Source organism: Serratia oryzae (genome assembly GCF_001976145.1).
Lineage (GTDB): Bacteria > Pseudomonadota > Gammaproteobacteria > Enterobacterales > Enterobacteriaceae > Chania > Chania oryzae.
In genome coordinates this window covers 60,923-87,112 of record NZ_MOXD01000009.1, presented here as the reverse complement: position 1 = coordinate 87,112, position 26,190 = coordinate 60,923, and the positions used below count along the sequence as shown (strand labels likewise).

Sequence of the window (26,190 nt, the reverse complement as noted above, 5' to 3'; positions counted from 1 at the left end):
AATATATTTTCCATAAAATTTAATAACAGAAAAAATATTTCATTTTGCGATAATGATCGCATAACAAAGAAAGCCAGTGCTCTATTTATGGAGTAAATTCATATGGTTATTAATTTTCTTTATCGTGATGATGTAAAAAGTCTCGGCCTGTTAACACAAAATCGTCTTCCAGCACGCGGCAGCCGCGGGTTTAGCCTGGCAGTGCCCTATGCCCGCCATAGCGCGCCTTGGCTACCTTGATACCCGGTTGCACATTATTGCCAGGCCTTGCCCCTTTACGGGGTGTAAATTTCATTCAATATTGAAATTGAAATTTTTATTCCTCATAATTTACCCCAAGCTTCCTGCTTACCTCCTTTACCGGACCGCAGTTTAAATACAGAAGGAAACGGGTATGGCTACACAACACAAGCAGCTCGATGTCATCTGCCTTGGGCGCATCGCTGTCGATTTCTATGCGCAACAAATTGGTGCTCGCCTGGAAGATGCCAGCACATTTGCCAAATATCTTGGTGGTTCCTCCGGCAACGTGGCTTATGGCACGGCGATTCAAGGGCTCAGGTCCGGCATGTTGGCCCGCGTGGGGGACGAGCACATGGGCCGTTTCCTGCGTGAAGAGCTGCAGCGCGTCGGGGCCGATACGCAGTACCTAATCACCGACAAACAGCGCCTGACTGGGCTGGTGATCCTCGGCATCAAGGATCAAGAAACCTTCCCGCTGATTTTTTACCGCGAAAACTGTGCCGATATGGCCCTGACGCCCGAGGATATTGATGAAAGCTACATCGCCTCATCCCGGGCGCTGGCGATCACCGGCACCCACCTTTCGCACCCCAATACCCGCGCGGCGGTGCTGAAAGCACTGGAGTATGCGCGCCGCCACGGGCTGCGTACCGCGCTGGATATCGACTATCGCCCGGTGCTGTGGGGGCTGACCTCGTTGGGCGACGGTGAAAACCGCTTCGTTGAATCAGCGAACGTCACCCGCAAGTTGCAGGAGGTGCTGCATCATTTCGATCTGATCGTCGGCACCGAAGAAGAGTTCCATATTGCCGGTGGCAGCACCGACACATTAACCGCCCTGCAAAACGTGCGTAACACCACTCAGGCAACGCTGGTGTGCAAACGCGGGGCGCAGGGTTGTTCAGTCTTTGAAGGGGCTATCGCCACTGACTGGCAGCAGGTGAAACTGCACTCTGGCGTGCGGGTGGAGGTGCTTAATGTGCTAGGCGCCGGTGATGCCTTTATGTCCGGCCTGCTGCGCGGCTACCTGAATGACGAAGGTTGGGATCAGGCCTGCCGCTACGCTAACGCCTGCGGAGCGCTGGTGGTATCGCGCCACGGTTGCGCACCGGCGATGCCCACCAAACTGGAGCTGGACGACTATTTGCAGCGCGAACAGCAAGTGCCGCGCCCGGATCGCGATGCACACCTGAATCATCTGCACCGGGTGACCACGCGTAAGCAGCAATGGCCGGAGCTGTGCGTGTTCGCCTTCGATCACCGTAAGCAGTTAGCGGATATGGCGCACCAGGCGGGTGCCAGCCATCAGCGCATTCCACAGTTGAAAAATCTGCTGTTAACCGCGGCGCAGGCGGCAGCAGCGGAAGGCGGCCTCACAGGTAACAGCGGCATTCTGGCCGATACCACCTACGGCCAGGCGGCGCTGAATGCCATCACCGGCCAAGGCTGGTGGATTGGCCGCCCGGTTGAGCAGCCAGGCTCGCGCCCATTGCGGCTGGAACATGGCAATATCGGCTCACAGTTGCTCGATTGGCCACAGGAGCATGTGGTGAAATGCCTGGTGTTCTACCATCCACAGGATGCGGCGGAGCTGCGCCATGAACAGGATGAATGGATTACCGAGGTGTATCGCGGCTGCTGCAAATCCGGCCACGAACTGCTGCTGGAGGTGATTTTACCGGAGAACTGCGCCGATAAAGACCAGCGCCACTATCTGGCCGTGCTGGAACATTTCTACCGCTTAGGGCTCAAACCCGACTGGTGGAAGCTGCCTCCGCTCAGTGCCGCCCACTGGCAGCAGGTCGGTGCTCTGATTGAAACGCATGATCCATTCTGCCGAGGAGTGCTGATCCTGGGGCTGGATGCACCGGAGGCCACACTGCAAGCCGGTTTTGCCGCTGCCGCGGACGCCCGCTGGGTGAAAGGATTCGCGGTTGGCCGCACTATCTTTGGCCCCCCTTCCCGTCTTTGGCTGCAGGGGGAAATCGACGATGCCACACTAATCGAACAGGTGAAGCAGAAATACCTGAGGCTGATCGGCCTGTGGCGGCAATATCGCCCGCAGCCTGAGGGAAAAACGGCGCTTCGCTAAACCTGACAACAATTGAGGGTTAGGATGAGGGGAATTTCACCGAACTCAAGCCCCTCACCTCGGCCCTCTCCCACAGCGAGAGGGGGCGAAATTTTCAGCATTGTGCCGAACAATCAGGCACTTTTTGGCATGACAGACCGGCATTATCTCATTTCCCCTTAAGGTACTTTTCGCCGCTTTAAGGGGGGTTTTTGCCGATTTTCTGTGAGGTAATACCGCTTGCGATGGAATAAATCGCTTTTTGATGAAATGAAATTTCCACTCCATCTGTTAGAATGGCCTGCCAATGCTTCTGGCGTATATACCTATACACTTCCTCTCCTACTGCGAGCCTACTGATGAATAACCCGACTCAACTTTCGCTGTTACAGGATGAGATCCGCCGCCGTTATGAAACGCTCAGCAAGCGTTTGAAACAGGTAGCGCGTTATATTCTGGATAACAGTAACAGCATTGCTTTCGATACCGTTGCTTCCATCTCTGCGCAGGCCAGTGTTCCGCCCTCTACCCTGATCCGTTTCGCTAACGCCTTTGGCTTCAGCGGCTTTAACGAAATGAAACAGGTTTTTCGTCAGCACCTGATGGAAGAAACGGTCAACTACACCGAACGTGCGCGGCTGTTCCGCCAAACCTCTTCCGATGACAGCGTCGCGCCAGAAAAACCGGCCGACATCCTCAACGTTTTCACCATGGTGAACTCGCAGGCGCTGCAACAGCTCGCGATGCAAACCAGCGCCGCGCAGTTGGAACGGGCGGTAGAGCTGCTGAATAACGCGGAAAATATCTATGTGATTGGCCTGCGCCGTTCGTTCAGCGTGGCGTCTTACCTCACCTACGCCCTGCGCCACCTGGAAAGGCGGGCATTTCTGATCGACGGCTTAGGCGGGATGTTTGCCGAACAGCTCAGTATGGTAAAGCCCAAAGACGTGGTGATCGCCATCAGCTACTCGCCGTATGCCAAAGAGGCGATTGAACTGGTGGAGTTGGGAGCCAAACAGGGTGCGCTGCAAATCGCCATTACCGACAGCCAGGTCAGCCCGCTGGCCGCCTTCAGCGATGTCTGCTTTGTGGTGCGCGAAGCGCAGGTCGACGGGTTCCGCTCGCAGGTGGCCTCGATGTGCTTGGCACAAACGCTGGCGGTGTCGCTGGCGCTGAATAACGCTAAGGAGTTGTAGGGCGGTTTGGCGCTGCAACACAGCAGCGCCTTTGCCCCATTCCTACAACGAATAACTCTCGCTATTAATCCAGGCGTGGTCCTTTTCCCAGGTGAACTTCCACTGGCGCACCGGCCCGGCCATCACGTTGAGGTAGTAGCTGTCGTAACCCGCTAACGTCGCCACCGGGTGATAACCGCGTGGCACTTTCACCACATCACGGTTATAGACCGGCATGCATTCATCCAGTGAGCGGTCGTCGGTATACACACGCTGCAGGCAGAAGCCCTGTTCGGGGTTAAGGCGGTGGTAATAGGTTTCTTCCAGATAGGTTTCATCCGGTGAATCCTCCCGATCGTGCTTATGGCTCGGGTAGGAACTGGTATTGCCTTCGTCGGTATAGACTTCGACCACCAGCAGGCTGTCGGCAGGGGCACTGTCCGGCAGGATATTGTGCACCAACCGCTGATTGCGGCCCTTGCCACGCCGCTCAACGCCGATCTCTGCCGGGGTGATCAGGCGCGAAGGCAAATACCCGCTGCCCGGTGCGCTGCATACCGCCAGTTCCAAGTCGCTTTCAGCTCGGACTTCTACACGATCCTGATGCGGAACATACACCGCATAAGGCGGGGTGCGTTCAAACGGGCTCATGCGTTTGCCAATATGCGGATAGTGCGCATGCTGAGTCGCGACAGAAGCAATGCCCGCCACCAGCACCAGGCACAGCTCTTTATCCGCACTGGCCAGTTGCAGCGTCTGCCCGGCCTGCAAGCGATAAACCTCAAACCCAACGTAACGCCAGCCCGCATTTTCTGGCGTCACCGCTTGAATGCGCCCCTGTGCGTCCGGCGGCTGGCATTTGGCGAGTAGTGAAGACATGGCGATTCTCCTGGTATTTTCTCGGTTACCCCAACGTAGGCATACTGTATTCAGACAGCGTCTGCTGGCCGCTTGGCCAACGGGCGGTGGCGGTTTTCATGCGCGTATAAAAGCGCACGCCGTCGGTGCCGTGTACGTTAAGCGCGCCGAATACCGAGCGCTTCCAGCCACCAAAGCTATGAAACGCCATCGGCACCGGTACCGGCACATTGACCCCCACCATCCCGGCCTGCACTTCCTGCACAAACTGGCGGGCATAGTGGCCATTGCTGGTAAAAATCGCGCTGCCGTTGCCAAATTCGTGGCTGTTCACCGTGTCGATGGCGGTCTGATAATCCGGTACGCGCACAATGCCCAGCACGGGCCCGAAGATCTCCTCTCGGTAGATACGCATGTTCGGCGTGACGTTGTCGAACAACGTGCCGCCAACGTAATAGCCCTGCGGATAACCCGGTACCTGATAATGGCGGCCATCGGCCACCAGCGTGGCCCCCTCCTCCACACCGAGATCGATATACCCCAGCACTTTTTTCTGGTGGGCGGATGAAACCAGCGGCCCCATTTCGTTTTCTTCCCCACCCTGCTGCATACCTGGGCCAACGCGTAACTGGGCGATCAGCGGTTTAAGCTTGGCGATCAGCTTATCGGCGGTGCTGTCACCGACCACAACCGCCACCGGCAAAGCCATGCAACGCTCACCGGCCGAGCCGAATGCGCCGCCCATCAGGGCATTCACCGTCGCATCCAGATCGGCATCCGGCATCACGATGGCCTGATTCTTCGCCGCGCCAAACGCCTGCACGCGCTTACCGTGGGCACTGGCGGTGGTGTAAATATGCTCAGCCACGGCGGATGAGCCGACAAAACTCACCGCCTGAATGTGCGGATCGGTACACAACGGCGACGCTTCTTCGTTGGCACAGTGCACCACGTTAAATACCCCATCCGGCAGCCCAGCCTCTTGCAGTAGCTGCGCCAGGCGTACCGAGGCAGAAGGCACCAGCGCAGGGGGCTTCAGCACAAAGGTGTTACCGCAGACCAGTGCGATCGGGAACATCCACATTGGCACCATTGCCGGGAAGTTGAACGGGGTAATCCCCGCCACCACGCCCAGTGGCTGCATCAGTGAGAAACTGTCGACACCGCTTCCCACATCCGCTGAATACTCCCCCTTGATCAGATGCGGAATACCGCAGGCAAACTCCACCACTTCGATCCCGCGCGTCAGTTCACCCTGCGCATCGGAGTAGACCTTACCATGCTCGCTGACGATCAACTGCGCCAGTTCTTCGCGATGTTGTTCCAGCAATGCTTTGAAATTGAACATGATACGTGCACGGCGCAGCGGCGTGGTGCGCGACCACGCGGTGAATGCCTGATGAGCGACATCGATAGCCTGTTTCACCTCGGCGGCAGTGCTTTGCGTCACGCGGCGCTCAACCTGGCCGGTGGCCGGATTGTGTACGTCGACGGTTTGATTGCTGCTGCTCAGGCAAACCTGCCCGCCAATAAAGTTACCTACAGTTTTCATGTCCCCACCCTCTTTCAGTCCCAGCTGTTACAGACAGGCTAAATCCTGGCCAGATGCGAGAAACTCTATTTCAATGAAAAAAATATTTCAAATAAATTATTTTAGAAAATTTAATTTTAGTGCAGGACCTCGCAAATCTTGGCCAAAAGAGAAGATAAAAGCGCATCACTCTTGTCATGCCTTACCGATTCCTTGAACTCGATCAAACAATAAAATTTCAAATTCATATAAATATGAAATAAATATTCTTTTTAAAGATTGGATAGAAGCCCGGAGTGCAGCAACAAGCTGCGCGAATCCCCGTTACATACAGGAGTTAAACAGCATGGCCATTGCCTTAGAACGTTTTTGCATCAACCGCAAGATTGCGCCCAAGCTCAGTCTGGAAAGTTTCTTCCGCCTGGTGCAACGGTGCGGGCTCAACAAGGTTGAGTTGCGTAACGATATGCCGAGCGGCAGCGTCACTGATAACCTCAGCAACGTACAACTCAATACGCTAGCCACCGAATACGGGGTTGAGATCGTCACTATCAACGCCCTCGGGAAATTCAACCTGCTGGCCGATAAAGGCGCGCTCTTGGCCAGGGCAGAGGCCCTGTTGACCCAGGCTCAAGCCCTCCACTGCCGGGCGGTGGTGTTGTGCCCCAACTGCGACGCGAACGATCGCCGCAGTGAGGCACAAAAGCGTGAAGATACGCTGGAATCGCTGCAATTGCTGGCCCCGCTGTTCAAGCAGTACGGCATTGCAGGTTACGTTGAGCCCCTGGGCTTTGGCATCAGTTCTCTGCGCTCTTCGCTACTGACCCAGGCGCTGATCCGCGATGCGGCTGCGCCCTATAAAATGGTGCTGGATACCTTCCATCACTATCTGAGCGAGGTGAATCAGGCCGACTTTGATGCGCAGATTCAGGTCGACCAAATTGGTCTGGTGCATCTTTCCGGCGTGGAAGATCCGATGCTCAAAGGTGGGTTAACCGATGAACAGCGCATTATGTTGAGTGACAAAGATCGCTTGAAGAGTAAAGCACAGGTGCTGAATCTGGAGCGTTTGGGCTACCGGGGGCTCTATGCTTTCGAGCCCTTCTCTTCGCAGCTTGATACCTGGACAGAGCAGGACATTGAGCGCGAGATCCGCCAAAGTATTGCGCTGTTGCAGGGGTAATCATCATCAGCCCCTTGCATACGCAAGGGGCTTTAATCTCGCCCCCAAAAGCGAATTATCTCATGCTGTTATTCAGGTTAATTTAACTTATAAAAACGCATCTGCCTTTCATTATTATCAGGATAAATCTCATAACATAAAGTTTGCTCTGAATACTATTTGTTTAATGTATAAAAACCAAACAATATGTTACTTAATCATTATTTTATGGTAAAAAAAACCTCATTAACCATTCCAAGGTAATATTAACTCTAAAATATACCTCTTAATTTCTTTTATCTTTACAAAAAGTTAAATATAACTTAAAAATCCACCCCACAGAAACATTCAAAACTTATACATCTTTTCGGAATTATCATGCATGGGATGCCATGCGTAATGCTGAATTTTTTAGCAAAAAAATTTCATATTTAGGCTCTGCTTTTCTAAAAAACCAGTCTGATAAGGCCGATTTAATATCGACACTATGGGAAGTGTCGATAACAAAAAAGGTAACGCATATACAAAGCGTTATCCCCTTAACGCTCACTGATAAGGATTTTGTGATGAAGAAGTCTCTAATTACTCGCATGTTAATCACCGGTATGGCGTTATCCAGCACTGCCTTTGCTGCTGACGGAGTGATTCATTTTACCGGAAAGGTGGTGGATAACGTCTGTAATGTCAGCCCAACCCTCAACGTCACCATGGATGATGTCTCTATTGATACTTTCCATGCTGTCGGTGACCGAGCTAACCCAAAAGATTTCACACTGGTCTTGACCGACTGCCCTGACACCCTCAATACGGCAAGTATACAGCTTGATGGTACCGCCAATGCCAGCGATCTCGATACCTTCCAACTGGATAATACCGGTCAGCCAGGGGTGGCCAGTGGTGTCGGGCTTGAAATCAAAAGTTATTCTGGCGTTGTCGCCCCTGGTGGTGCAACGGACCCTTGGCCATTGGATAAAGTCACTGGCACCAATTCGCTGCCTTTTACCGCATCCTATAAAATGACAGATGGCAAAATTACCGCCGGGGATGCTAACGTCTCGGTACAGTTCAGCGTTCTTTATAATTAATACCTGAGTCTTTCTGTAGAACAGCCATTCACCCCAAATAATTCGAGTTGCGGGGAGCGTTAATTGCCCCGCGGCTCTTAATATTCTGGGTGTCGCAACAACGCCTTATTCTTAATAATCAGGTAATCAATAATGAAAGCAGCTTTTATTTTGCTGATTGCAATATTAAGTCCATTCAGCGCCTATGCAGGGGTCATTATTGGCGGAACCCGCCTGATTTATAATGGTGCCCAGAAAGAGGCTACTATCACGGTCAAAAACCCGGACGATATTCCCTATCTGGTACAGTCCTGGGCTAATACCAACATTGAAGGGACAGAAAAAGCCCCTTTCCTCATCACTCCTCCTCTGTTTCGTCTGGATGGCAAGCAGGAAAATACCTTGCGTGTGGTTCGCATCGCCGGGCAATTACCGGAAGATAAGGAATCACTGTTCTGGCTGAGTGTTAAATCCGTTCCCCCTTCAGAAGGGAAAGGCAACCAGCTACAAATTGCGGTCCGAACCCGTATCAAGCTGATCTACCGCCCTGCCGGCCTGAAAGGTTCGCTGGAGGAGGCAGCTAAAGCGTTGCGCTGGCAGCGCAACGGCAACAACCTGCAGGCATTCAACGATTCGCCCTATTACCTGAGTTTCTACTCTGTCTCACTGGCAAACGAAAAAATCAAAGAACCGCAGATGGTTGCCCCAGGGGCCTCGATCGGCTATAGGCTGCCCGCCAACGCGCAGGGCAACCACGTCAGTTGGCAAATTATTAACGACTTTGGCGGGATCAGTGAGGTTTATCAGCACAGGCTGTAAATCCACTTATTCACATAGGTAATGCCACCTCGCATTTCGCCATGGAATATGACAGAACAAGGATCGTGAGTGAATGACAAGCACAACCCTCACAGGGGATTTGCCAAACCGCGCACCTGAGTTGGCACCGCTGGCGTGGCAGATAGGCTGCCTGCTTCTGCTGTGGAGTTCGCTGGCAAAGGCCGAGTATGTTTTCAGCCCTAACCTGCTGCAGATCGGCGACACGCCGAAAACGGACGTTGACCTGTCGGTGTTTTCCAACCAGAGCACTCAGGCCCCACCGGGGGAATACCGGGTCGATCTGTTTCTCAACGAAAAAAAGATCGATACCCGCACCCTGGCCTTTACATTGCAAAAAGACGCTCCGGGCAAAACCGCTCTGCAACCCTGCCTGAGCGTGGCGGATCTGACGGCGCTTGGCATCGATACCGCCGCGTTTCCCGCGCTGAATGCGCAGGCCAAATGTATCGATCTGGCGCACGCTATCCCCCATGCCAGCGCCGAGTTTCAGTTCAGTCATCAGCAACTCAAACTCAGCATCCCACAGATCGCCCTGAAAAATCAGGCGCGCGGTTACGTCCCCCCCGAGCGCTGGGATAACGGCGTGCCTGCGCTGTTCAGCAACTACGGTTTCAACGGGGCGCAGAGCCGCGGCCGCAGTGGAGGGCAACGGGACAGCAGCTATTTTCTCAGCCTGCGTAACGGTGCCAACCTGGGAGCCTGGCGCCTGAGAAACTACAGCATCTGGACCCGCGACGATCGGGGCGGCACGCACTTTAACGCCGTGCACACCTATCTACAACGTGACATCGTGCGGCTAAAAAGCCAGTTGACGCTGGGGGACACCACCACGCCCAGCAATATTTTTGACAGCCTGCCGTTTCGCGGCGTGCAGTTGGCTTCGGTAGACATGATGTATCCAGACAGCTTGCAAGGCTACTCCCCGGTGGTCAGAGGGATTGCCCGCAGCAATGCGCAGGTGACGGTGCGGCAAAACGGCCAGGTGATCGACCAACGCTACGTGCCCCCCGGTGAGTTTGAGATCGCCGATCTGTACGGCGTCTCCGGCAGCGGTGACTTGAATGTGACAATCGCCGAGAGCGACGGCAGCCAGCAGCAGTTGATTGTGCCCTTTGCTTCGCTGCCGGTGCTGCAGCGGGAAGGCCGTCTCAGCCACAGCATCACGGCCGGGCAGTACCGCCCGAATGAGAATGGGGCCCGCGCTGATTTCTTCCAGGCGACGCTGATTTATGGCCTGCCGTGGGGGCTCACCGTCTATGGCGGCACACAATTAGCCAGCCGCTACCGTTCTCTGGCCGCCGGTTTCGGCAAAAACATGGGTAACGCCGGGGCATTATCGCTGGACGTGACCCAGGGCTGGAGCCAGCTTCGCGCAGCGGATCACACTGAGCAGAACGACAGCCAAGGGCAGATGTGGCGCCTGCGTTACGGCAAAAGCTTCGATGCCACGGGCACGCGGCTGACGCTGGCGGGGTATCAGTACGCCAGCCAGGGGTTCGCGACGCTGCAGCAGACGCTGAACAGCGGTGTGGATAACGCTTCTGACTTTTCCAACCTGGGCACCCGAACCCGCAGCCGTCAGGAACTGACCATCCAGCAGGGGCTGGGAACGCTGAGCGGTTCACTAGCGCTGAACCTGGTGTCGGAACAGTTCAGGGGGAACAGCGGCAAGCGGCAGTCTATCAACCTGGGATACAACGGCAGCTTTAAAGGCGTGAGCTACAGCCTCAATTACAGCCAGAACAAGAACCATGCCGCCAATACGCCCCACAGCACCGATCGGGTAGTGGCACTCAACCTCAGCGTGCCGTTCAACCTCTGGTCGCAGCCTGCGTGGGTCAGTTACGGCATGAGCCATAGCAACAACGGCCAGACCACGCATACCCTCGGGCTTAACGGCAGTGCCGCCGACGGCACGCTCGACTGGGGGCTCTCTCAGGGTTACACCAACCAGGGCCAAGGGCAAAGCGGTAACGCCAGCCTGGCCTATCGTGCCCCACAGGCACTGCTCAGCACCGGTTTCAGCCACGACAGCAACCAGCAGCGCCTGAGCTATGGCGCGCAGGGCGGCGTGTTGATGCACGCCGGGGGGGTGACCCTTTCTCAACCGCTTAACGAAACGGTGGTGCTGGTGAAAGCGCCAAGGGCCGCAGGGGTTAACGTGCTCAATAACGCCGGGGTGAAAACCGATCGGCGCGGCTATGCCGTGGTGACCTACGCCACGCCATACCGTGAAAACACCATTGCACTTGATCCAAGCACGCTGGCCGATGATGTCGAGCTGACATTAACCAGCAAAACGGTGGTGCCAACACAAGGGGCGGTGGTGCTGGCCGATTACCAGACCAAGGTGGGCAGCAGGCTGATGATGACGCTGCTGCAAGCGGGCGGCAAGCCGGTGCCTTTTGGTGCCCAGGCGGCGTTACAGGGCGCGGCAGAAGTAAACAGCAATATTGTCGGTGACGGTGGCCAGGTCTACCTGACGGGGATGCCGGAAAGCGGCGTGCTGCAGGTGCAATGGGGCGCGCAACCAGACCAGCAATGTAGGGTGAATTACCGCCTGCCAGCGCCAACGGCAGAACCCGGCGTCCCGATGATCAACGGACAGTGTCTTTAAGGAGCACGGATGAAACAGCTGATAACGGGAGTGTGTCTGTTGGCGGGGGTCAGTGGATATGCCTGGGCCGCTCCCTGTGCACTGGATGGCCCTGCGGCAAAGATAACGGTCACCATTCCTCCTTTACTGGTACAGCGCGATCTGCCGGTGGGCAGCGTGATCTGGCAGCAAACCGCAGAGGCCAATCGGTCAATACTGACCGGGGAATGTGAAACGGCTAACACGTTGCGCAGTAATCTGGTGGGGCAGGACAGCGGCATGCTCAGCGGGCAAAGCCAGGTCTACAGCACCGGCCTCGCGGGTGTTGGATATGCTGTTTCCAGTACCCCAATGTTTAACGACGGTTGGCCAGATAATTATCGTGAGGGCCCCCCTCCCAGCCCAATGACTTATTTCAGCCTGCGCCTGGTGGTCACTGGGCCAATCTCCTCCGGGGTGATCAACAGCGGTGAATATGCGCGCAAAACCGTGAACGGGCAGGTGGTAGAACAGTTGATGCTCTCCTCCCCGATAGCCATCACCCGCCAGGCCTGTGAAATGAACGACAGCCGGGACAGAGTGGTGCCGCTGCCCGCAGTGCTGCGCAGCGGTTTTAGCGGCCCGGGCAGTTCACAGGGCGAACAAACCTTTCAACTATCGCTGATCTGCGACGCCGGAGCACAAGTGAACATTCAGTTTGACGGCGAAGCTGACGCCAGCGGCACGCCGGGGGTGCTGGCGCTGGTGGATCAAGACCAACCCGGCGTGGCACGCGGTATTGGTGTGCAACTGTTGTACAACCAGACGCCGTTGAAACTGGGTGAGCGACTGCCGCTGGAAACCGCCCCGGCGGGCCTGCGTACCTATCCGTTTACCGTGCGTTATTACCAGACGCAGCCCCAGGTGGCCTCTGGCGACGTCAACGCCGTGGCGACATTTAATCTGACCTACCAATAAGGATATTCAGCATGATTAAGCGTATCACCCCCTTGGCTATTCTGGCCGCCACGCTACTGGCCCCACCGCTGTGGGCCGCCGATGGCACGATGACGTTCAGTGGCAAGCTTAAAGAAAATGCCTGCGAGCTGGATGCAGGCTCGAAGAAACAGACGTTGGACTTGGGCAGAAGGTCTACGGCACATATTGGGGCACTCGGTGGTCAAGGTGCTAGCTTCACTATCCAGCTCAATAATTGTCCAGCCAGTAGCAATCAGGTCCGTATTCGTTTTGAAGGAGAAAAAGCATTAAGCACAGGATATAACGCAGATAAGCTATTTGCTCTCAGTAACGCGGGGCAAACAGATGCCGCAAGCAACGCTGGCTTTATCATTTCAGACAACTTTGATTTCAGCAGCCTGGTTTCGGTTAATGGGGTCAGCAAAACCTACGATCTTCAAACGGGTGCAGGCACCGTCAACAAGCTGCCATTCACTGTCGGATATTACGCTTTGGAACCCGGTGCAATAATGCCTGGAACAGCCATAGCGAATATACAATTTAGCGTGGAATACCCTTGAGAAGACTGGCGTCTGGCTCGCTTTTTTAACCATCAGACAGTGATGTTATGGCACTACAGACATCCATCAAGACCTAAGGATATTGTGATGAAAAATATATATGGCATTTTATTATTTGCGACTGTCGGAATCACCTCTTTCAGTACATTGTCTGCCGATGGCAACGTGACTGTTACTGCCGAATTCTTTGATGCCACCTGCAACCTGCATGCCGACTCACACAACATGACGGTAGCACTGGATAATGTTCAACTGTCAGAATTGAAAACGCCAGGCGCTATTTCAAAAGCGGTGCCGTTCAATTTGAAATTTACTGACTGTGCGCTTAGCACGATCGCCTGGGTGGGTTTCGATGGCACAGCCGCAGAAAACAGCAGCACGGTCTTTGCTCTGGATGAACCAGGCCAAAGCTCCACGGCCAGCGGTGTAGGACTGGAGATCATTGACGACTACCGGGGAGAGGTTATGCCTGTGGGTTATGCACCGTCAGGGCGTTTGACGACAGGGCTTGCTCTAGTGGGAAAAGAGACTACCTTCCCTTATTCCGCACGCTATAAGTCTTTGAGTAATGATGTTAAACCTGGCAATGCCAATGTCACCGTGCAGTTTAACGTACGGTATGATTGATATATACCCAAAATAATTCGAGTTGCTTGTAGGCGGCAACGGAGTGACAAATCAGTCAAAGGCTGATTTGAACGCTGCTTGCAGCGGCCCCGAAGGGGCGAGGCCCATGGATGGGCCGAGTCACGCAGCCAACACCCAAGCAACTTAAAGTATGACGGGTATAGGCCTATTCTCCATCGTGTTTACCGCAGGCTAAGTAAACACGGTGGCAACTTTTACATTATTGGCTTCATCTATTTTGATAATAGATCAGCCAATTTTTACACGCTGGCTTAGTTTCCTCCTTTCCCCACTATTTCAACCGCTCCACCACCAGTTGCGCACGCGCGTTGTAGAACTTCCGGTACGCCAGATAACAGGCAATAATGGTCGACAGGCTGGCGGTGGAAAGCAGCATAAAGGTCACCATAATCTGGTATTTGATCGCCTTTACCGGGTCGATCCCGGCAAAAATTAGCCCCGACATCATCCCCGGCAAACTCACCAGGCCTACGGTTTTCGCCGAGTCCACGGTGGGGATCAGCGAAGCGCGGATGCTGCTACGGATCAGCGCCGCAGAGGCAAATTTGGGGGAGGCCCCCAGGCTGAGCATTTCCTGGATTTTCTGCTGTTCACTGTGAAAGCGCTGCCCCAGATGGTTGTAGCACAGCCCCACGGCCACCATGGCATTACCGGCGATCATGCCAGAGATGGGGATCACCTGCATCGGCGTGAAGGCGATTGAACGGGTTAACACCAGCACCAACAGCGTCAGCGCCGCCCCGGTGGTGATGGCAATCAGGGAGATAGAAAAGGCGTGATCGATATATTTACTGCGCTTCTGCGCGTTGTACGCCGCATTGAAGCAGATAAACAACACCATCAGTACCGTCAGAATGTCATTATTTAAAGCAAAAATAGACTTCAGAACATAGCCGACGATAATCAGTTGCACCACCGCGCGGCAGATGCTCCAGATAATCTCTTTTTCCAGCGCCAGCTTTTCTCTGTGGCTGATCAGAATGGCGACCACCACCAACATCATCGAAAGCCCCAATGATTCATTGGTAATACTATGCGGGTCCATCGGTACTCTCCTGAGCATTCGCGCCGTTAACCGGCAGGGTAATCACCTCATCTGCATGGCTGATTTCATCCTTATCGTGCGTCACCCACAGCACCGCCAGGCCCTGCTCGGCGACCAACCGATGGATCAGCGCATTAACGTTACGCTTGTTATCTTCATCCAGCGCGCTGGTGATTTCATCCAGCAGCAAGACCTTAGGCATAAACTGCAGGTTACGAATCAAGGAAATGCGCTGCTTCTCTCCGCCGGATAGCTCGTTAATGCCTTTTTTCAACATGTCGCCAGGCAAAGCCAGGCGTTCAAGACCCCGCAGCATGTTGTTTTCGTCCGGCTTCAGCTTACGGATGTGGTAAGGCAGCGCGAGGTTGTCATAGACGGTGTCGCCAAACAACGAGGGCGTTTGAAAGCAGTAAGACACCTGTTTGCGGTAGTCCTCTGGCGCCATAGCATCAATGGATTTGCCGTCAAACAGAATGCGCCCACGAGTTGGGCTGATTAAAGACGAGACGATCTTCAGCAGCGTGCTCTTCCCACACCCCGAAGGCCCGGTAATCAGTTTAAATTCACCCGCTTGCAGCGCGAAAGAAACAGAATCCAGAATAACCGCCTGCCCGATTTGATAGTGGATATCATCCAGTACCAGTATGTCGTTACTGCTCTTCATGCTCACTCCGGTTTGGTGCCCAATCGTTCCATTATACCTTGCACCTTCCAGAGCACCGTCAAGCCATCACTTTTTATGCGCAGAGACCCGATCGGTGCAGATAAACCAACGCAATGAATTATTTATGCTGCGATGAGTGCAATAAACCTTGCCCTCTTTTTCCAGCGCCAGAAGCAGCGAACGCGCCACATAGATATTCTCACCGCACCGATCTGCCAGTTCCCGCGTTTTTGGCCACAACTCCGGCGGCGGTAGCGTTTCTTCGGTCATCTGCAGTGCACACAAGCCTTGTAACTCCTTTAGCATCTGCCGTTTCTTGAGCTCATACTTGCTTGCTGTATTCCTCATACCGTTTTGCTCCATCGTAACTTTTAAGCCTCTCTCTTCAGCGGCCCCATCCGCAGAGGGTTGACTACAAAAATGGTGGCCTACCTATCCCTAACCTAAGGCTGCCTCATCGACCAGATAAGAATTTTCTATGGTTATTTTTTCACAATTTATTAAGCCCTCACGATTTAAAATATATAATTGATAGTTTCAAGGCTTATTGAAGAGCGACTAAATGCAGGTATCACGCATGAAAAAGTGAATGTAACCACAATCAATTAACATTTACTCTCACCCAATAAACCCTAAAAAACCGACAATACCCTACTAAAAAACCAGAAAAATCTCAGAAAAATCTCAGAAAAATCTCAGAAAAAAACAGCTTACAACAACAAAGATTAAATAACTCAATCACTCGCCAATTCGTTGACGATTCGTTAATAAAAAACATGGCTAAAAACGTATGCAACACATAAAAATAAATTATTTTTCATATAAAAACATAAAGTTAGAGAATGTTTAGTAGACATAAGAAATCAAGTGACAACGGCTTTAAACCATAACCAAGACAGGCTATACATGATAAATATGTCGAAAAAACAAATTATCGATATTAAAAACCAAATAATTAAATTTATTAAGATTATTATTCTATTTCACACATATATAAGAACCATTAATTTTCAAAGGCATACCTTTTTAATTTATTTTGGATTTACGCTCTGAATCCACCTAAATAAGGCAAAATCTATTTTCAATTCCTCCATTTATTTATAGGAACATTCCTATAAAAAAGCCATGGTAATATTCATACTTTTGCGTCCATGATGGCGATTTTAAGCGCATCTTAAACCGTGCGTAATTCATATCTGAATTACGTACAGAAGTATATTTTTCGAGCTAAACGGACTGGCTCCGACTGTGATAATCGTGACATGACGTTGCGGCTAACGTAGGTGATTTAGAGGTGTTCTTCTTTTTATTTAAATACTCTCTACAGGAACTTGAGAAATGAAACTGAATAAATTAATGCTGGCAACTGTGATTGCTTTCACTGCTGCATCGGTTGCTCAGGCCGCATCTAACCAAGGCAGCGGCATGCTGCACCGCAGCCAGGAAACCATCAGTGCCCACAAGCGTTCGGCCATGCGCAAGCTCAACGTCAACAAGAACCGCGAATTGCATCGAGTGTTACTGAGCCAACTTAGGTTAGGCTAAGCCAGTGGCGTAGGGCGATCGGGTTACCACTCAAAGCCTCGGCGGCCAACGTTCAAAGGCAGCGATAATTTAAACGCCTTGCCTCAAATAGCACTGGGCGGGATCTCGAAAGGTGGGGGCTGGCATCGCCAGCCGGTGATCAGAGATCAATGTTTTGCTTAAGAACGCGCTTTCTAAACAAGGGACTGAAGCGGCCTGCAACTTGAAACCCAACCTAAATTAGGCTTTTGCGACAATGGTGTTCACGTTTTTAGCGGCACGATTCGTGCTGCGTGATGCCCGCTATTGATTAGTTTTCCCTGGTGTTTTTGACGATCTTCCCCCTAGAAAGCGTTTGGGGCTTCGCTGGGAACTGCGCCAGCATAGATTTTATTGATGCTGATAGTAGTACACCACTTTGGATAAAATCATCTGGCTAAAGGTACAGCCGGATACCTGTACTTCAGCTCTCTCTTTAACCGACAGGCGTTCGTGATTCTGCAGAACCAGGCCATCATCTGGGGTTAGGGTAGTTAAGTATTCGCCGATTCAGGTTTTGTGCCTTTGTCTGGTATATTCTACCGGATAAATTGATTCTAGCTGCCAGGAGCAAGCAGTTGACGAAAGATACTGGGAATATTAGTCACATTATCAAAAAGCATCTGGAAACAGCATTAAAGGATTTTGGAGAGTTAACCTGGGCCTACGTTGTCTTATCCAAAAATGATATGTCATCTATCTTTGGTGTTACCAACTACCCCGGTGAGTGGGTGAAACGATATATAGAAAATGGTTTACAGTATACCGATCCCGTGGTCATCACCGCGCTAAACCGGTTGACGCCTTTTTTATGGCATGAAAACTTCGATCAGGCCGAAGAATTTGGCATCACAAATGGTTATACTTTTGTCCTGCATGATTATAATAATAACCTTGCTACCTTATCTTTTATTATCACTGCGGAGCGTAGGGCTGAAATAACGCAAACCCTTCCCCAGAATAAAGGGAATATCTCCATATTGCTGGCAGCGGTACATGAGATATATCTCATGCTGACTTCGCTATCAGAAAAAAACACCCCTTACCCGCAAGAAACCCCTCGGTTTACTGACAGAGAGAATGACATTCTCTATTGGGCCAGCGTGGGTAAAACTTACCAAGAAACGGGGATGATTTTAGGGATAACGATGCGTACCGTTAAATTCCACATGTCTAATATTGTCAAAAAATTAGGTGTCACCAATGCCCGACATGCAATACGTCTTGGTATGGAACTTCAGCTAATTAAACCGGTTAATTTATGAGAAATTATCAACCCAAACGACCGCCTATTGTGGTCTATCTTTAAATACTTTTTCTTAACAGAAATAAATCCTCTGATTCTTATTCAGCGCTAATTAATAGTGAGCGCTGCAAAGAGTAAATATTGATGCCACCGGTAGGAAATCATGCTATCCGGCAACATCAGCGATGTGTCATTTACAAACCAACCTTATCCCCCCTGCACCGCCACCGCCTGTGCGCAGGCCCAGGCAGAACTCCAGGCCCACTGGAAGTTATACCCCCCCAGCCACCCTGTCACATCCACCACTTCGCCAATAAAGTACAGGCCGGGCACGCTGTTTGCTTCCATGGTTTTGGAAGACAGCGCTTTGGTATCTACGCCGCCCAATGTCACTTCTGCGGTGCGGTAGCCTTCGGTGCCGTTCGGCTGCACCCGCCAGTTTTGCAGGTTCTCGACCAACGCGGCCTGTTGAGCTGGGGTGAGCTGTTTTAATGTCGCCTCCGGCAGTTGCCCCAACGCTTGCAGGAACTCGACCAGGCGCTTCGGCAGGTGCAGAGCCAGGGTATTTTTCAGGCTCTGGTTAGGATGGGCCTGCCGCTGTTCATTCAGAAAGCCCAGCAGGTCTAGCGCAGGAAGTAAGTTAACACTTACAAACTCACCAGGTTGCCAATAGCTGGAAATCTGCAAAATCGCTGGGCCAGAAAGGCCGCGATGGGTAAACAGAATGCTTTCGCGAAAGTGGGTGCCATTTTCCGCCGTCACTACCGCAGGTACTGAAACGCCAGAGAGCGTCTGGGATTGTTCCAGCAGCGGTTTATGCAGGGTAAAAGGCACCAGCGCGGCACGGGTAGGCAACACGTTCAGGCCAAACTGCTCTGCTAATTTGTAACCAAAGGGTGATGCGCCCAAACCCGGCATCGACAGCCCGCCGCTGGCCACAACAAGTGAGCGAGCACTCACTTTTTCGCCATTCAGCGCCAGTTCGAACCCGGTATCGCTTTTTTCCACACTCAGCACTTCGCTGCGCAAGCGTACCGTCACCTGACCAAGCTCACACTCTTTCACCAGCAGATCGACCACCTGTTGCGCAGAGTCATCGCAGAACAACTGCCCCAGCGTTTTTTCATGGTAAGCAATGCCGTAGCGATTAATCAGATCGATAAAGTCCCATTGGGTATAGCGCGCCAGCGCAGACTTGCAGAAATGCGGATTGTTTGAGAGATAGGCCGCCGGTTCAACATACATGTTGGTAAAATTACAACGCCCACCGCCGGACATCAGGATCTTGCGGCCCGGTTTTTTGCCGTTGTCGAGCAGCAAGACTCGGCAGCCGAGTTGTCCTGCCTGTGCAGCGCAAAACATCCCTGCGGCACCCGCACCTATCACTACGACATCAAACTGTTCCACCTGAGCCTCTCTGAACAAAAAATCACAATCACGATAAAAGAGCGCTTTTTTGCGCCGTTTAGCTACCAGTCAGCGTTAAATCTGCGGCGGCAGATTGTAAGGGCATCATGCGGCCAGCGCTACCGTAAGAAAATGTTAGCAGGCGTAAATACATATAACGTGCTGATATCTCTTCAATTAGCTATCCCACTCATGTTCTTTTGTCATATTGAAATCAAAAAAACGTCATATTTTCCTTTTCCCCGACACCGGTTGTCACGGATAATGCGCGGCGTTCATGTCCACCAACCTGGCGTAACGCTTATGCTGCATTTGTTCGCTGGCCTGGATTTTCATACCGGCCTAATGTTAATCCTCGCATTGATCTTTGTATTGTTCTATGAAGCCATCAACGGCTTCCACGATACGGCCAATGCGGTGGCTACTGTAATTTACACCCGTGCTATGCGCTCGCAACTTGCGGTCGTGATGGCGGGCCTGTTCAACTTCCTTGGCGTGATGCTCGGCGGCCTGAGTGTTGCCTACGCCATTGTGCACCTGCTGCCAACCGATCTGCTGTTGAACGTCAGTTCGACGCATGGCTTAGCCATGGTTTTCTCCATGTTGCTGGCAGCAATTATCTGGAACCTCGGCACCTGGTATCTTGGGATACCGGCGTCCAGTTCACACACGCTGATTGGCTCTATCATTGGGGTCGGCTTAACTAACGCGCTCGTCACCAACACGTCTGTCGTTGACGCGCTGAATGTGCCGAAAATGATCAGCATCTTCCTGTCATTAATCTTCTCCCCACTGATTGGGTTGGTTATTGCCGGGCTGATGGTGTTTGTGCTGCGCCGTTATTGGAGCAAGACCAAGAAACGTCAGCGCATCCACATGACTCCGGCTGAGCGTGAGAAGGTCGACGGCAAACGTAAGCCGCCGTTCTGGACGCGTATTGCCCTGATCCTGTCGGCGATCGGTGTGAGCTTCTCGCACGGTGCCAACGACGGCCAGAAGGGTATCGGTCTGATCATGCTGGTGCTGATCGGCGTTGCTCCTGCAGGTTTCGTCCTCAATATGAATGCCACAGGTTATGACATCACCCGTACGCGTGATGCCGTCGCTCACCTGCAGCAATTCTATCAGCAGCATGGGGATTCCCTTTCTCATGTGATTGCCCAGACTCCGCTGGTCCCTTCGCCGGAAGAGGCGTCTCAAACGCCTAACCAACCGGCCGAGTTCCATTGCGACAGTTCGCGCGCCATGATCGCCGTAGAGCGTTCACTGGAGTTGCTGAATAATCTGCAAAGTTACGATCAACTGACGGTAGAGCAACGCAGCCACCTGCGCCGCCTGCTGATGTGCGTAACGGATACGGCGGGCAAAGTAGCCAAACTGCCGGAAACCTCTGCGGACGACCAGCGCTTCCTGAAGAACCTGCGTTCAGACCTGCTGGAAACCGTTGAGTATGCGCCGCTGTGGATCATCATTGCGGTCGCCCTGGCGCTGTCCATCGGTACCATGGTGGGCTGGCGGCGTGTTGCCACCACCATTGGTGAAAAAATCGGTAAGAAAGGCATGACCTATGCGCAGGGCGTGTCGGCGCAGATGACTGCCGCACTGTCGATTGGCGTGGCCAGCTATACCGGTATGCCGGTTTCCACCACCCAAGTGCTTTCTTCGGCGGTTGCCGGGACCATGCTGGTGGATGGCGGCGGTGTACAGAGTAAAACCGTGAAGAGTATCGCGTTGGCTTGGGTACTGACCCTGCCGGTGTCGATTCTGCTTTCCGGCGGCCTATACTGGCTGGCGCTGAAGCTGATTTAAGCCTCGCAAATGAAATAGCAAAGGCGGCCTTGGCCGCCTTTTTTATACCTTTAAATCAAGAAGTAACTAGTACCAAATCGCCATCGCCAGCAGGCTCAGCAGCACCAGGCCGCACAGCTCAGTGGTCAGCAGGAACTGGCCGCGTACACGTTCACAGCGGCGAATAAACTCCGGATCATGGTGCTCAACATAGCGTTGCGCAAAGATGTAACGCACCAGGCGTATCTGCTTGCTCGGTTGCCCGTGCGAAGTAAAAAATCCCCCACCATCGACGTATTGATACAGCAACGGATCGCAGCCGCGTAAAACTACCAGCAATGCACGCAGAGAAGAGTAATAACGAGCCATATTAATCACACATACCACACACAAACCCCAAAATAGCGCGACGGTACTCATCATGATTGCCCCCTCAAGGGCGTTGTTATCCCGGCCAACCGCCGGGCCAACGCCCTACTCTACCCAATGCTGCCGGAGCCTGTGGCTCCCATCCTCCTAGCACCTTTTGTACCCGTCATACTTCAAGTTGTTTGGGTGTTGGCTACGTTACTCGGCCCATGTAGAGCCTCGCCCCTTCGGGGCCGCTGCAAGCAGCGTTCAAATCAGTCTTTGACTGATTTGTCACTCCGTTGCCGCCTACAAGCAACTCGAATTATTTTGGGTATAGATGTCCACGCATTATCACAACCTTTGGCCGACGGGGCGCGCCTTACGGCTCAAAGGGGATAGGGTGAAGCCCATATTCACTATTGTAGGACAATGAAACGCAAACTGGCTTGCACAAGGTATAAAATTTAACGCTATGGTTAAATTTGTCATCTATCCATTGGTTATAAATCATAACCGTAACCCACACTGCGTTTAGCGCTGCAGGGTAAATGGTAACCCCCTATTTACTCAGACAGGCCTATACCCTTCATACTTCAAGTTGCTTGGGTGTTGGCTGCGTTACTCGGCCCATATTGGGCCTCGCCCCTTCGGGGCCGCTGCAAGCAGCGTTCAAATCTGCTTGCGCAGATTTGTCACTCACCCTAGTCACTTACTTGAGTAAGCTCCTAGGGATTCATTCAGTTGCCGCCTACAAGTAACTCGAATTATTTTGGGTATATAACTCAAGAGGGAAAACGGCAAATAACCATATAAACAATGGGATTTTTTGTTGCATCAGTGTAAAACTAAATAGGTAGACGTCAGTAAGATTTATTGATGCAATACAGTGTGATCGTGCAGACATATCACTGTGTTATCTGGATGGTACTATGCAGGCAAGGCGCAAGCGCCAAGCTGAAACACTGAAGCCTGCCAACCCTTTAATCGGCATTATCTGGAAGGAGTATTCTCATGGCTTACACACACATTCTGATTGCGGTTGACCTCTCACCGGAAAGCAAGATTCTGGTAGAAAAAGCCGTATCTATGGCGCGGCCGTACAATGCCAAAGTTTCCCTGATCCACGTTGATGTTAACTATTCCGATCTGTATACCGGCCTGATCGACGTCAATCTCGGCGATATGCAGAAACGCATCTCCGAAGAAACTCACCATGCGCTTACCGAACTGTCGCAAAATGCAGGTTATCCGATCACCGAAACGCTGAGCGGCAGCGGCGATCTGGCCCAGGTGCTGGTTGATGCCATCAAGAAATATAACGTGGACCTGGTGCTGTGCGGCCACCACCAGGATTTCTGGAGCAAGCTGATGTCTTCTGCACGCCAGTTAATCAACACTGTGCACATCGATATGCTGATTGTGCCGTTGCGTGACGAGGAAGAAAAGTAAGTATTTGCTAACCCTTCCTGCCTACGCCCGCCTGATGCGGGCGTTTTTCGTTGTATAGCCCTTATTTATTACTTGTTATTCAGCCTCCCCCCGGTGATATAGTCGATATAGACACAACATCCTCCCCAACTGTGAGCTGCATCTAAAAAAATAGGGGAACCCAAATCCAAAAGGAGTTTTTTCATGGAACAAGCTGTATCACTGGAGTCATTTCTAACCTCGTTACAACGCCATAATTCACATCAACCGGAATATCTACAGGCAGTACGGGAAGTTTTCACCTCATTGTGGCCCTTCATCGAACGCAACCCACATTACCGCGACCACGCCTTGTTAGAACGCCTGGTTGAACCTGAGCGGATCATTCAGTTCCGCGTCAGTTGGGTGGACGATCTGGGTCAAGTACGGGTGAACCGGGCTTATCGTATCCAGTTCAACTCAGCTATCGGGCCATATAAAGGCGGAATGCGTTTCCATCCGTCGGTCAACACCTCCATTCTGAAGTTCCTCGGCTTTGAACAGACCTTCAAGAATGCCCTGACCACGCTGCCAATGGGCGGCGGCAAAGGCGGCTCAGATTTTGATCCAAAAGGCAAAAGCCAGGGCGAAATCATGCGTTTCTGCCAGGCGTTGATGACCGAACTTTACCGCCACCTGGGCCCGGATACCGACGTTCCTGCCGGGGATATCGGCGTTGGTGGCCGCGAAGTCGGCTTTATGGCCGGTATGATGAAAAAACTGTCCAACAACACCAGCTGTGTGTTCACCGGTAAGGGCCTGTCGTTCGGCGGCAGTCTGATCCGCCCGGAGGCCACCGGTTATGGCCTGGTTTACTTCACCGATTCGATGCTGCAGCGCCATGGCCTGGGCTTTGAAGGCATGCGTGTGGCGGTGTCCGGTTCCGGTAACGTGGCACAATACACCATTGAGAAAGCGTTGGAGATGGATGCCCGCGTGATCACCGTTTCTGACTCCGGCGGCACCGTGGTGGACGAAGCAGGCTTCACCACCGAAAAACTGGCTCACTTGGCAGAAATCAAGAACCAGCGTTACGGCCGCGTGGAAGATTACGCCCGTGAGCGTGGTTTGACCTATCTGGCTGGCCAGCAGCCGTGGAACGTGCCGGTGGATATCGCTCTGCCTTGCGCCACCCAGAACGAGCTGGATCTGGACGCCGCAAAAACGCTGATCCACAACGGCGTTAAAGCCGTGGCAGAAGGCGCCAATATGCCAACCACCATTCAAGCTACCGATGCGTTCCTGGAAGCGGGTGTTCTGTTTGCACCAGGCAAAGCGGCCAATGCCGGTGGCGTGGCCACCTCTGGCCTGGAAATGGCACAGAATGCCGCACGTCTTAACTGGCGCGCCGAGAAGGTGGATGTGCGCCTGCGTCATATTATGGCGGATATTCATCAGGCCTGTGTTGAATACGGTGGCGAGAGCAAGCAAACGCATTATGTTCACGGTGCCAATATTGCCGGGTTCGTTAAAATTGCTGACGCCATGCTGGCCCAGGGCGTGCTCTAATTGCAGTCCTGAGTGACATTGCTCACAAATCTGTTAAAAGTCTTAATGCCGGCGCTTCAGCCGGCATTAATTTCGCCGAATCCCTCTTTTATCTTTGTGAAAATGTTAATAAATTGACATGCACTTGTTAATTTAAATGGGATAAAACGCTATTATTTTGTAGTAATATTACCACTCATCTTTTAAATAACACTTTTTTAACAAAAAACACCTCTTGATTTTACACAAATGGTCATAGATCACATTCTGATCACTTTGGCTACGCTCCCTCTTCCTTTCCTTTGTAATCTGCAACGGTGGAAAAAACACCACCCTACAGATAAAAAGGTATAGCTATGAAATTTAACCTCGCATTATTGAATGCATGTGTGGTTTCTGCGTGCATATTCACCACAACACCTTCTTTTTCCGCAGAAAAATACGAAATCGCGGTTGTCGCTAAAGTGACGGGCATTCCATGGTTCAACCGTATGGAAGTGGGCGTCAACGAAGCCGCCAAAAAACTCGACGTGAATGCTTACCAGACTGGCCCCGCCACGCCCGATCCGGCCGCTCAGGTCAAAGTGATTGAAGATCTGATCGCCAAGAACGTTAACGCCATTATCGTGGTGCCTAACGACGCCAAAGTGCTGGAACCGGTGCTCAAGAAAGCCCGTGACAAAGGCATCGTCGTGCTGACCCATGAATCACCGGATCAACAGATCGGTCAATGGGATATCGAAACCATCGACAGCGAGAAATACGCTCAGGCCAACATTGATGAGTTGGCAAAAAATATGGGTGGTAAAGGGGGCTATGCCATTTACGTCGGTTCGCTGACCGTGCCATTGCACAACGCCTGGGCCGATTCCGCCATAAAATACCAGAAAGAAAAATACCCGGACATGTTCGAGGTCACCTCACGCCTGCCGGTGGCAGAAAGCATCGATAAATCCTACGCCACCACGCTGGATTTAATGAAAACCTATCCGCAGATGAAGGGCATTATCGGCTTTGGCTCACTCGGCCCGATCGGTGCCGGTCAGGCGGTTGCTCAGAAACGCGCCAAAGACAAGATTGCCGTAGTCGGTATCGCCATGCCAGCACAGGCCGGCCCTTACCTGATGCGCGGTGATATCAAGAAAGCACTGCTGTGGGATCCGAAAGATGCCGGTTATGCCATGGTGACCGTCGCCGATCAGCTGTTGCAGGGTAAAGCCGTCACCCAGGATCTCGCGATCGAAGGGTTAGGCAAGGCGGATGTTGATATGGACAAGAAAGTGATTCGGTTTAACAAGATCCTTGAAGTGACCAAGGACAACGCCAAATCACTGGGCTTTTAATTTTTAGTTGATGCGCCACACCGGGAAATCTCTGTTCTCCCTCTCCCTTTTCATGGGGGAGGGATTATAACCAAAATAATTCGAGTTGCCTGTAGGCGACGGTGCGCCGCTATACCCAAAATA

Annotated in this window: 22 protein-coding genes; 15 read left to right on the top strand and 7 right to left on the bottom strand. The window is 52.4% G+C overall.

Annotated features, from left to right (window positions below; translation table 11 throughout):
• Window positions 1-394: 394 nt before the first annotated feature.
• Window positions 395-2,335, top strand: a complete 1,941-nt coding sequence (locus BMI79_RS16320) for a bifunctional 5-dehydro-2-deoxygluconokinase/5-dehydro-2-deoxyphosphogluconate aldolase (protein WP_076943183.1) — start codon at window positions 395-397, stop codon at window positions 2,333-2,335.
• A 338-nt stretch (window positions 2,336-2,673) separates the two neighbouring features.
• The gene (locus BMI79_RS16315) at window positions 2,674-3,510 is read left to right on the top strand and encodes a MurR/RpiR family transcriptional regulator (protein ID WP_076943182.1); all 837 of its coding nucleotides are present in this window, start codon (window positions 2,674-2,676) and stop codon (window positions 3,508-3,510) included.
• 42 nt (window positions 3,511-3,552) lie between these two features.
• Here the strand turns inward: BMI79_RS16315 and iolB are convergent, their stop codons facing one another.
• Both iolB and BMI79_RS16305 read right to left on the bottom strand, forming a co-directional pair.
• The gene (iolB, locus tag BMI79_RS16310; RefSeq protein ID WP_076943181.1) at window positions 3,553-4,368 is read right to left on the bottom strand and encodes a 5-deoxy-glucuronate isomerase; all 816 of its coding nucleotides are present in this window, start codon (window positions 4,366-4,368) and stop codon (window positions 3,553-3,555) included.
• Window positions 4,369-4,393: 25 nt separating this feature from the next.
• On the bottom strand, window positions 4,394-5,899 hold the full coding sequence (locus BMI79_RS16305; protein WP_076943180.1) for a CoA-acylating methylmalonate-semialdehyde dehydrogenase: 1,506 nt from the start codon (window positions 5,897-5,899) through the stop codon (window positions 4,394-4,396).
• 325 nt (window positions 5,900-6,224) lie between these two features.
• Here BMI79_RS16305 and BMI79_RS16300 point away from each other — a divergent pair, with 325 nt between their 5' ends.
• The 7 genes from BMI79_RS16300 (at window position 6,225) to BMI79_RS16270 (ending at window position 13,684) form a co-directional block, all read left to right on the top strand.
• On the top strand, window positions 6,225-7,061 hold the full coding sequence (locus BMI79_RS16300) for a TIM barrel protein (protein ID WP_076943179.1): 837 nt from the start codon (window positions 6,225-6,227) through the stop codon (window positions 7,059-7,061).
• Window positions 7,062-7,606: 545 nt separating this feature from the next.
• Window positions 7,607-8,125: a fimbrial protein gene (locus tag BMI79_RS16295; protein ID WP_158069124.1), complete on the top strand. Its 519-nt coding sequence runs from the start codon at window positions 7,607-7,609 to the stop codon at window positions 8,123-8,125.
• Window positions 8,126-8,257: 132 nt separating this feature from the next.
• Complete coding sequence (locus BMI79_RS16290) at window positions 8,258-8,923, top strand: fimbrial biogenesis chaperone (RefSeq protein WP_076943177.1); 666 nt, start codon at window positions 8,258-8,260, stop codon at window positions 8,921-8,923.
• 73 nt (window positions 8,924-8,996) lie between these two features.
• Window positions 8,997-11,561, top strand: coding sequence for a fimbria/pilus outer membrane usher protein (locus tag BMI79_RS16285; protein WP_076943176.1), 2,565 nt, complete (start codon window positions 8,997-8,999; stop codon window positions 11,559-11,561).
• A gap of 9 nt (window positions 11,562-11,570) precedes the next feature.
• Complete coding sequence (locus BMI79_RS16280; RefSeq protein WP_076943175.1) at window positions 11,571-12,497, top strand: fimbrial protein; 927 nt, start codon at window positions 11,571-11,573, stop codon at window positions 12,495-12,497.
• An 11-nt stretch (window positions 12,498-12,508) separates the two neighbouring features.
• Window positions 12,509-13,057, top strand: a complete 549-nt coding sequence (locus BMI79_RS16275) for a fimbrial protein (RefSeq protein WP_076943174.1) — start codon at window positions 12,509-12,511, stop codon at window positions 13,055-13,057.
• Window positions 13,058-13,144: 87 nt separating this feature from the next.
• Window positions 13,145-13,684 (top strand): fimbrial protein, encoded by a 540-nt coding sequence (locus BMI79_RS16270; protein ID WP_076943173.1) that lies wholly within the window; start codon window positions 13,145-13,147, stop codon window positions 13,682-13,684.
• A 292-nt stretch (window positions 13,685-13,976) separates the two neighbouring features.
• On the opposite strand, the gene fetB is transcribed toward BMI79_RS16270, so the two are convergent.
• The 3 genes from fetB to BMI79_RS16255 form a co-directional block, all read right to left on the bottom strand.
• Window positions 13,977-14,750, bottom strand: a complete 774-nt coding sequence (fetB, locus tag BMI79_RS16265; RefSeq protein WP_076943172.1) for an iron efflux ABC transporter permease subunit FetB — start codon at window positions 14,748-14,750, stop codon at window positions 13,977-13,979.
• Window positions 14,737-15,414, bottom strand: a complete 678-nt coding sequence (fetA, locus tag BMI79_RS16260; protein WP_076943171.1) for an iron efflux ABC transporter ATP-binding subunit FetA — start codon at window positions 15,412-15,414, stop codon at window positions 14,737-14,739. The genes fetB and fetA overlap by 14 nt, the downstream gene beginning before the upstream one ends.
• Window positions 15,415-15,480: 66 nt before the next feature.
• The gene (locus BMI79_RS16255; protein WP_076943170.1) at window positions 15,481-15,762 is read right to left on the bottom strand and encodes a FaeA/PapI family transcriptional regulator; all 282 of its coding nucleotides are present in this window, start codon (window positions 15,760-15,762) and stop codon (window positions 15,481-15,483) included.
• 990 nt (window positions 15,763-16,752) lie between these two features.
• Here BMI79_RS16255 and BMI79_RS23370 point away from each other — a divergent pair.
• Both BMI79_RS23370 and BMI79_RS16245 read left to right on the top strand, forming a co-directional pair.
• Window positions 16,753-16,959, top strand: a complete 207-nt coding sequence (locus tag BMI79_RS23370; protein WP_076943169.1) for a LuxR C-terminal-related transcriptional regulator — start codon at window positions 16,753-16,755, stop codon at window positions 16,957-16,959.
• A 596-nt stretch (window positions 16,960-17,555) separates the two neighbouring features.
• The gene (locus BMI79_RS16245; RefSeq protein ID WP_076943168.1) at window positions 17,556-18,242 is read left to right on the top strand and encodes a helix-turn-helix transcriptional regulator; all 687 of its coding nucleotides are present in this window, start codon (window positions 17,556-17,558) and stop codon (window positions 18,240-18,242) included.
• Window positions 18,243-18,430: 188 nt separating this feature from the next.
• Here BMI79_RS16245 and BMI79_RS16240 read toward each other — a convergent pair whose 3' ends face one another.
• Window positions 18,431-19,630, bottom strand: coding sequence for a BaiN/RdsA family NAD(P)/FAD-dependent oxidoreductase (locus BMI79_RS16240; protein ID WP_076943167.1), 1,200 nt, complete (start codon window positions 19,628-19,630; stop codon window positions 18,431-18,433).
• 303 nt (window positions 19,631-19,933) lie between these two features.
• On the opposite strand from BMI79_RS16240, the gene pitA reads away from it, so the two are divergent.
• Window positions 19,934-21,439, top strand: a complete 1,506-nt coding sequence (pitA, locus tag BMI79_RS16235; protein WP_076943166.1) for an inorganic phosphate transporter PitA — start codon at window positions 19,934-19,936, stop codon at window positions 21,437-21,439.
• Window positions 21,440-21,505: 66 nt separating this feature from the next.
• On the opposite strand, the gene uspB is transcribed toward pitA, so the two are convergent.
• Window positions 21,506-21,841, bottom strand: coding sequence for a universal stress protein UspB (gene uspB / locus BMI79_RS16230; protein ID WP_076943165.1), 336 nt, complete (start codon window positions 21,839-21,841; stop codon window positions 21,506-21,508).
• Window positions 21,842-22,780: 939 nt separating this feature from the next.
• On the opposite strand from uspB, the gene uspA reads away from it, so the two are divergent.
• The 3 genes from uspA (at window position 22,781) to BMI79_RS16210 (ending at window position 26,067) form a co-directional block, all read left to right on the top strand.
• Window positions 22,781-23,218 carry a universal stress protein UspA gene (gene uspA / locus BMI79_RS16220; protein WP_076943163.1) on the top strand — a complete coding sequence of 146 codons (438 nt, stop codon included), beginning with the start codon at window positions 22,781-22,783 and terminating at the stop codon, window positions 23,216-23,218.
• A 183-nt stretch (window positions 23,219-23,401) separates the two neighbouring features.
• A complete protein-coding gene (gene gdhA, locus BMI79_RS16215) occupies window positions 23,402-24,745 on the top strand; it encodes an NADP-specific glutamate dehydrogenase (RefSeq protein WP_076943162.1) in 1,344 nt (447 codons plus the stop codon).
• Window positions 24,746-25,080: 335 nt separating this feature from the next.
• The gene (locus BMI79_RS16210) at window positions 25,081-26,067 is read left to right on the top strand and encodes an autoinducer 2 ABC transporter substrate-binding protein (RefSeq protein ID WP_076943161.1); all 987 of its coding nucleotides are present in this window, start codon (window positions 25,081-25,083) and stop codon (window positions 26,065-26,067) included.
• Window positions 26,068-26,190 lie beyond the last annotated feature (123 nt).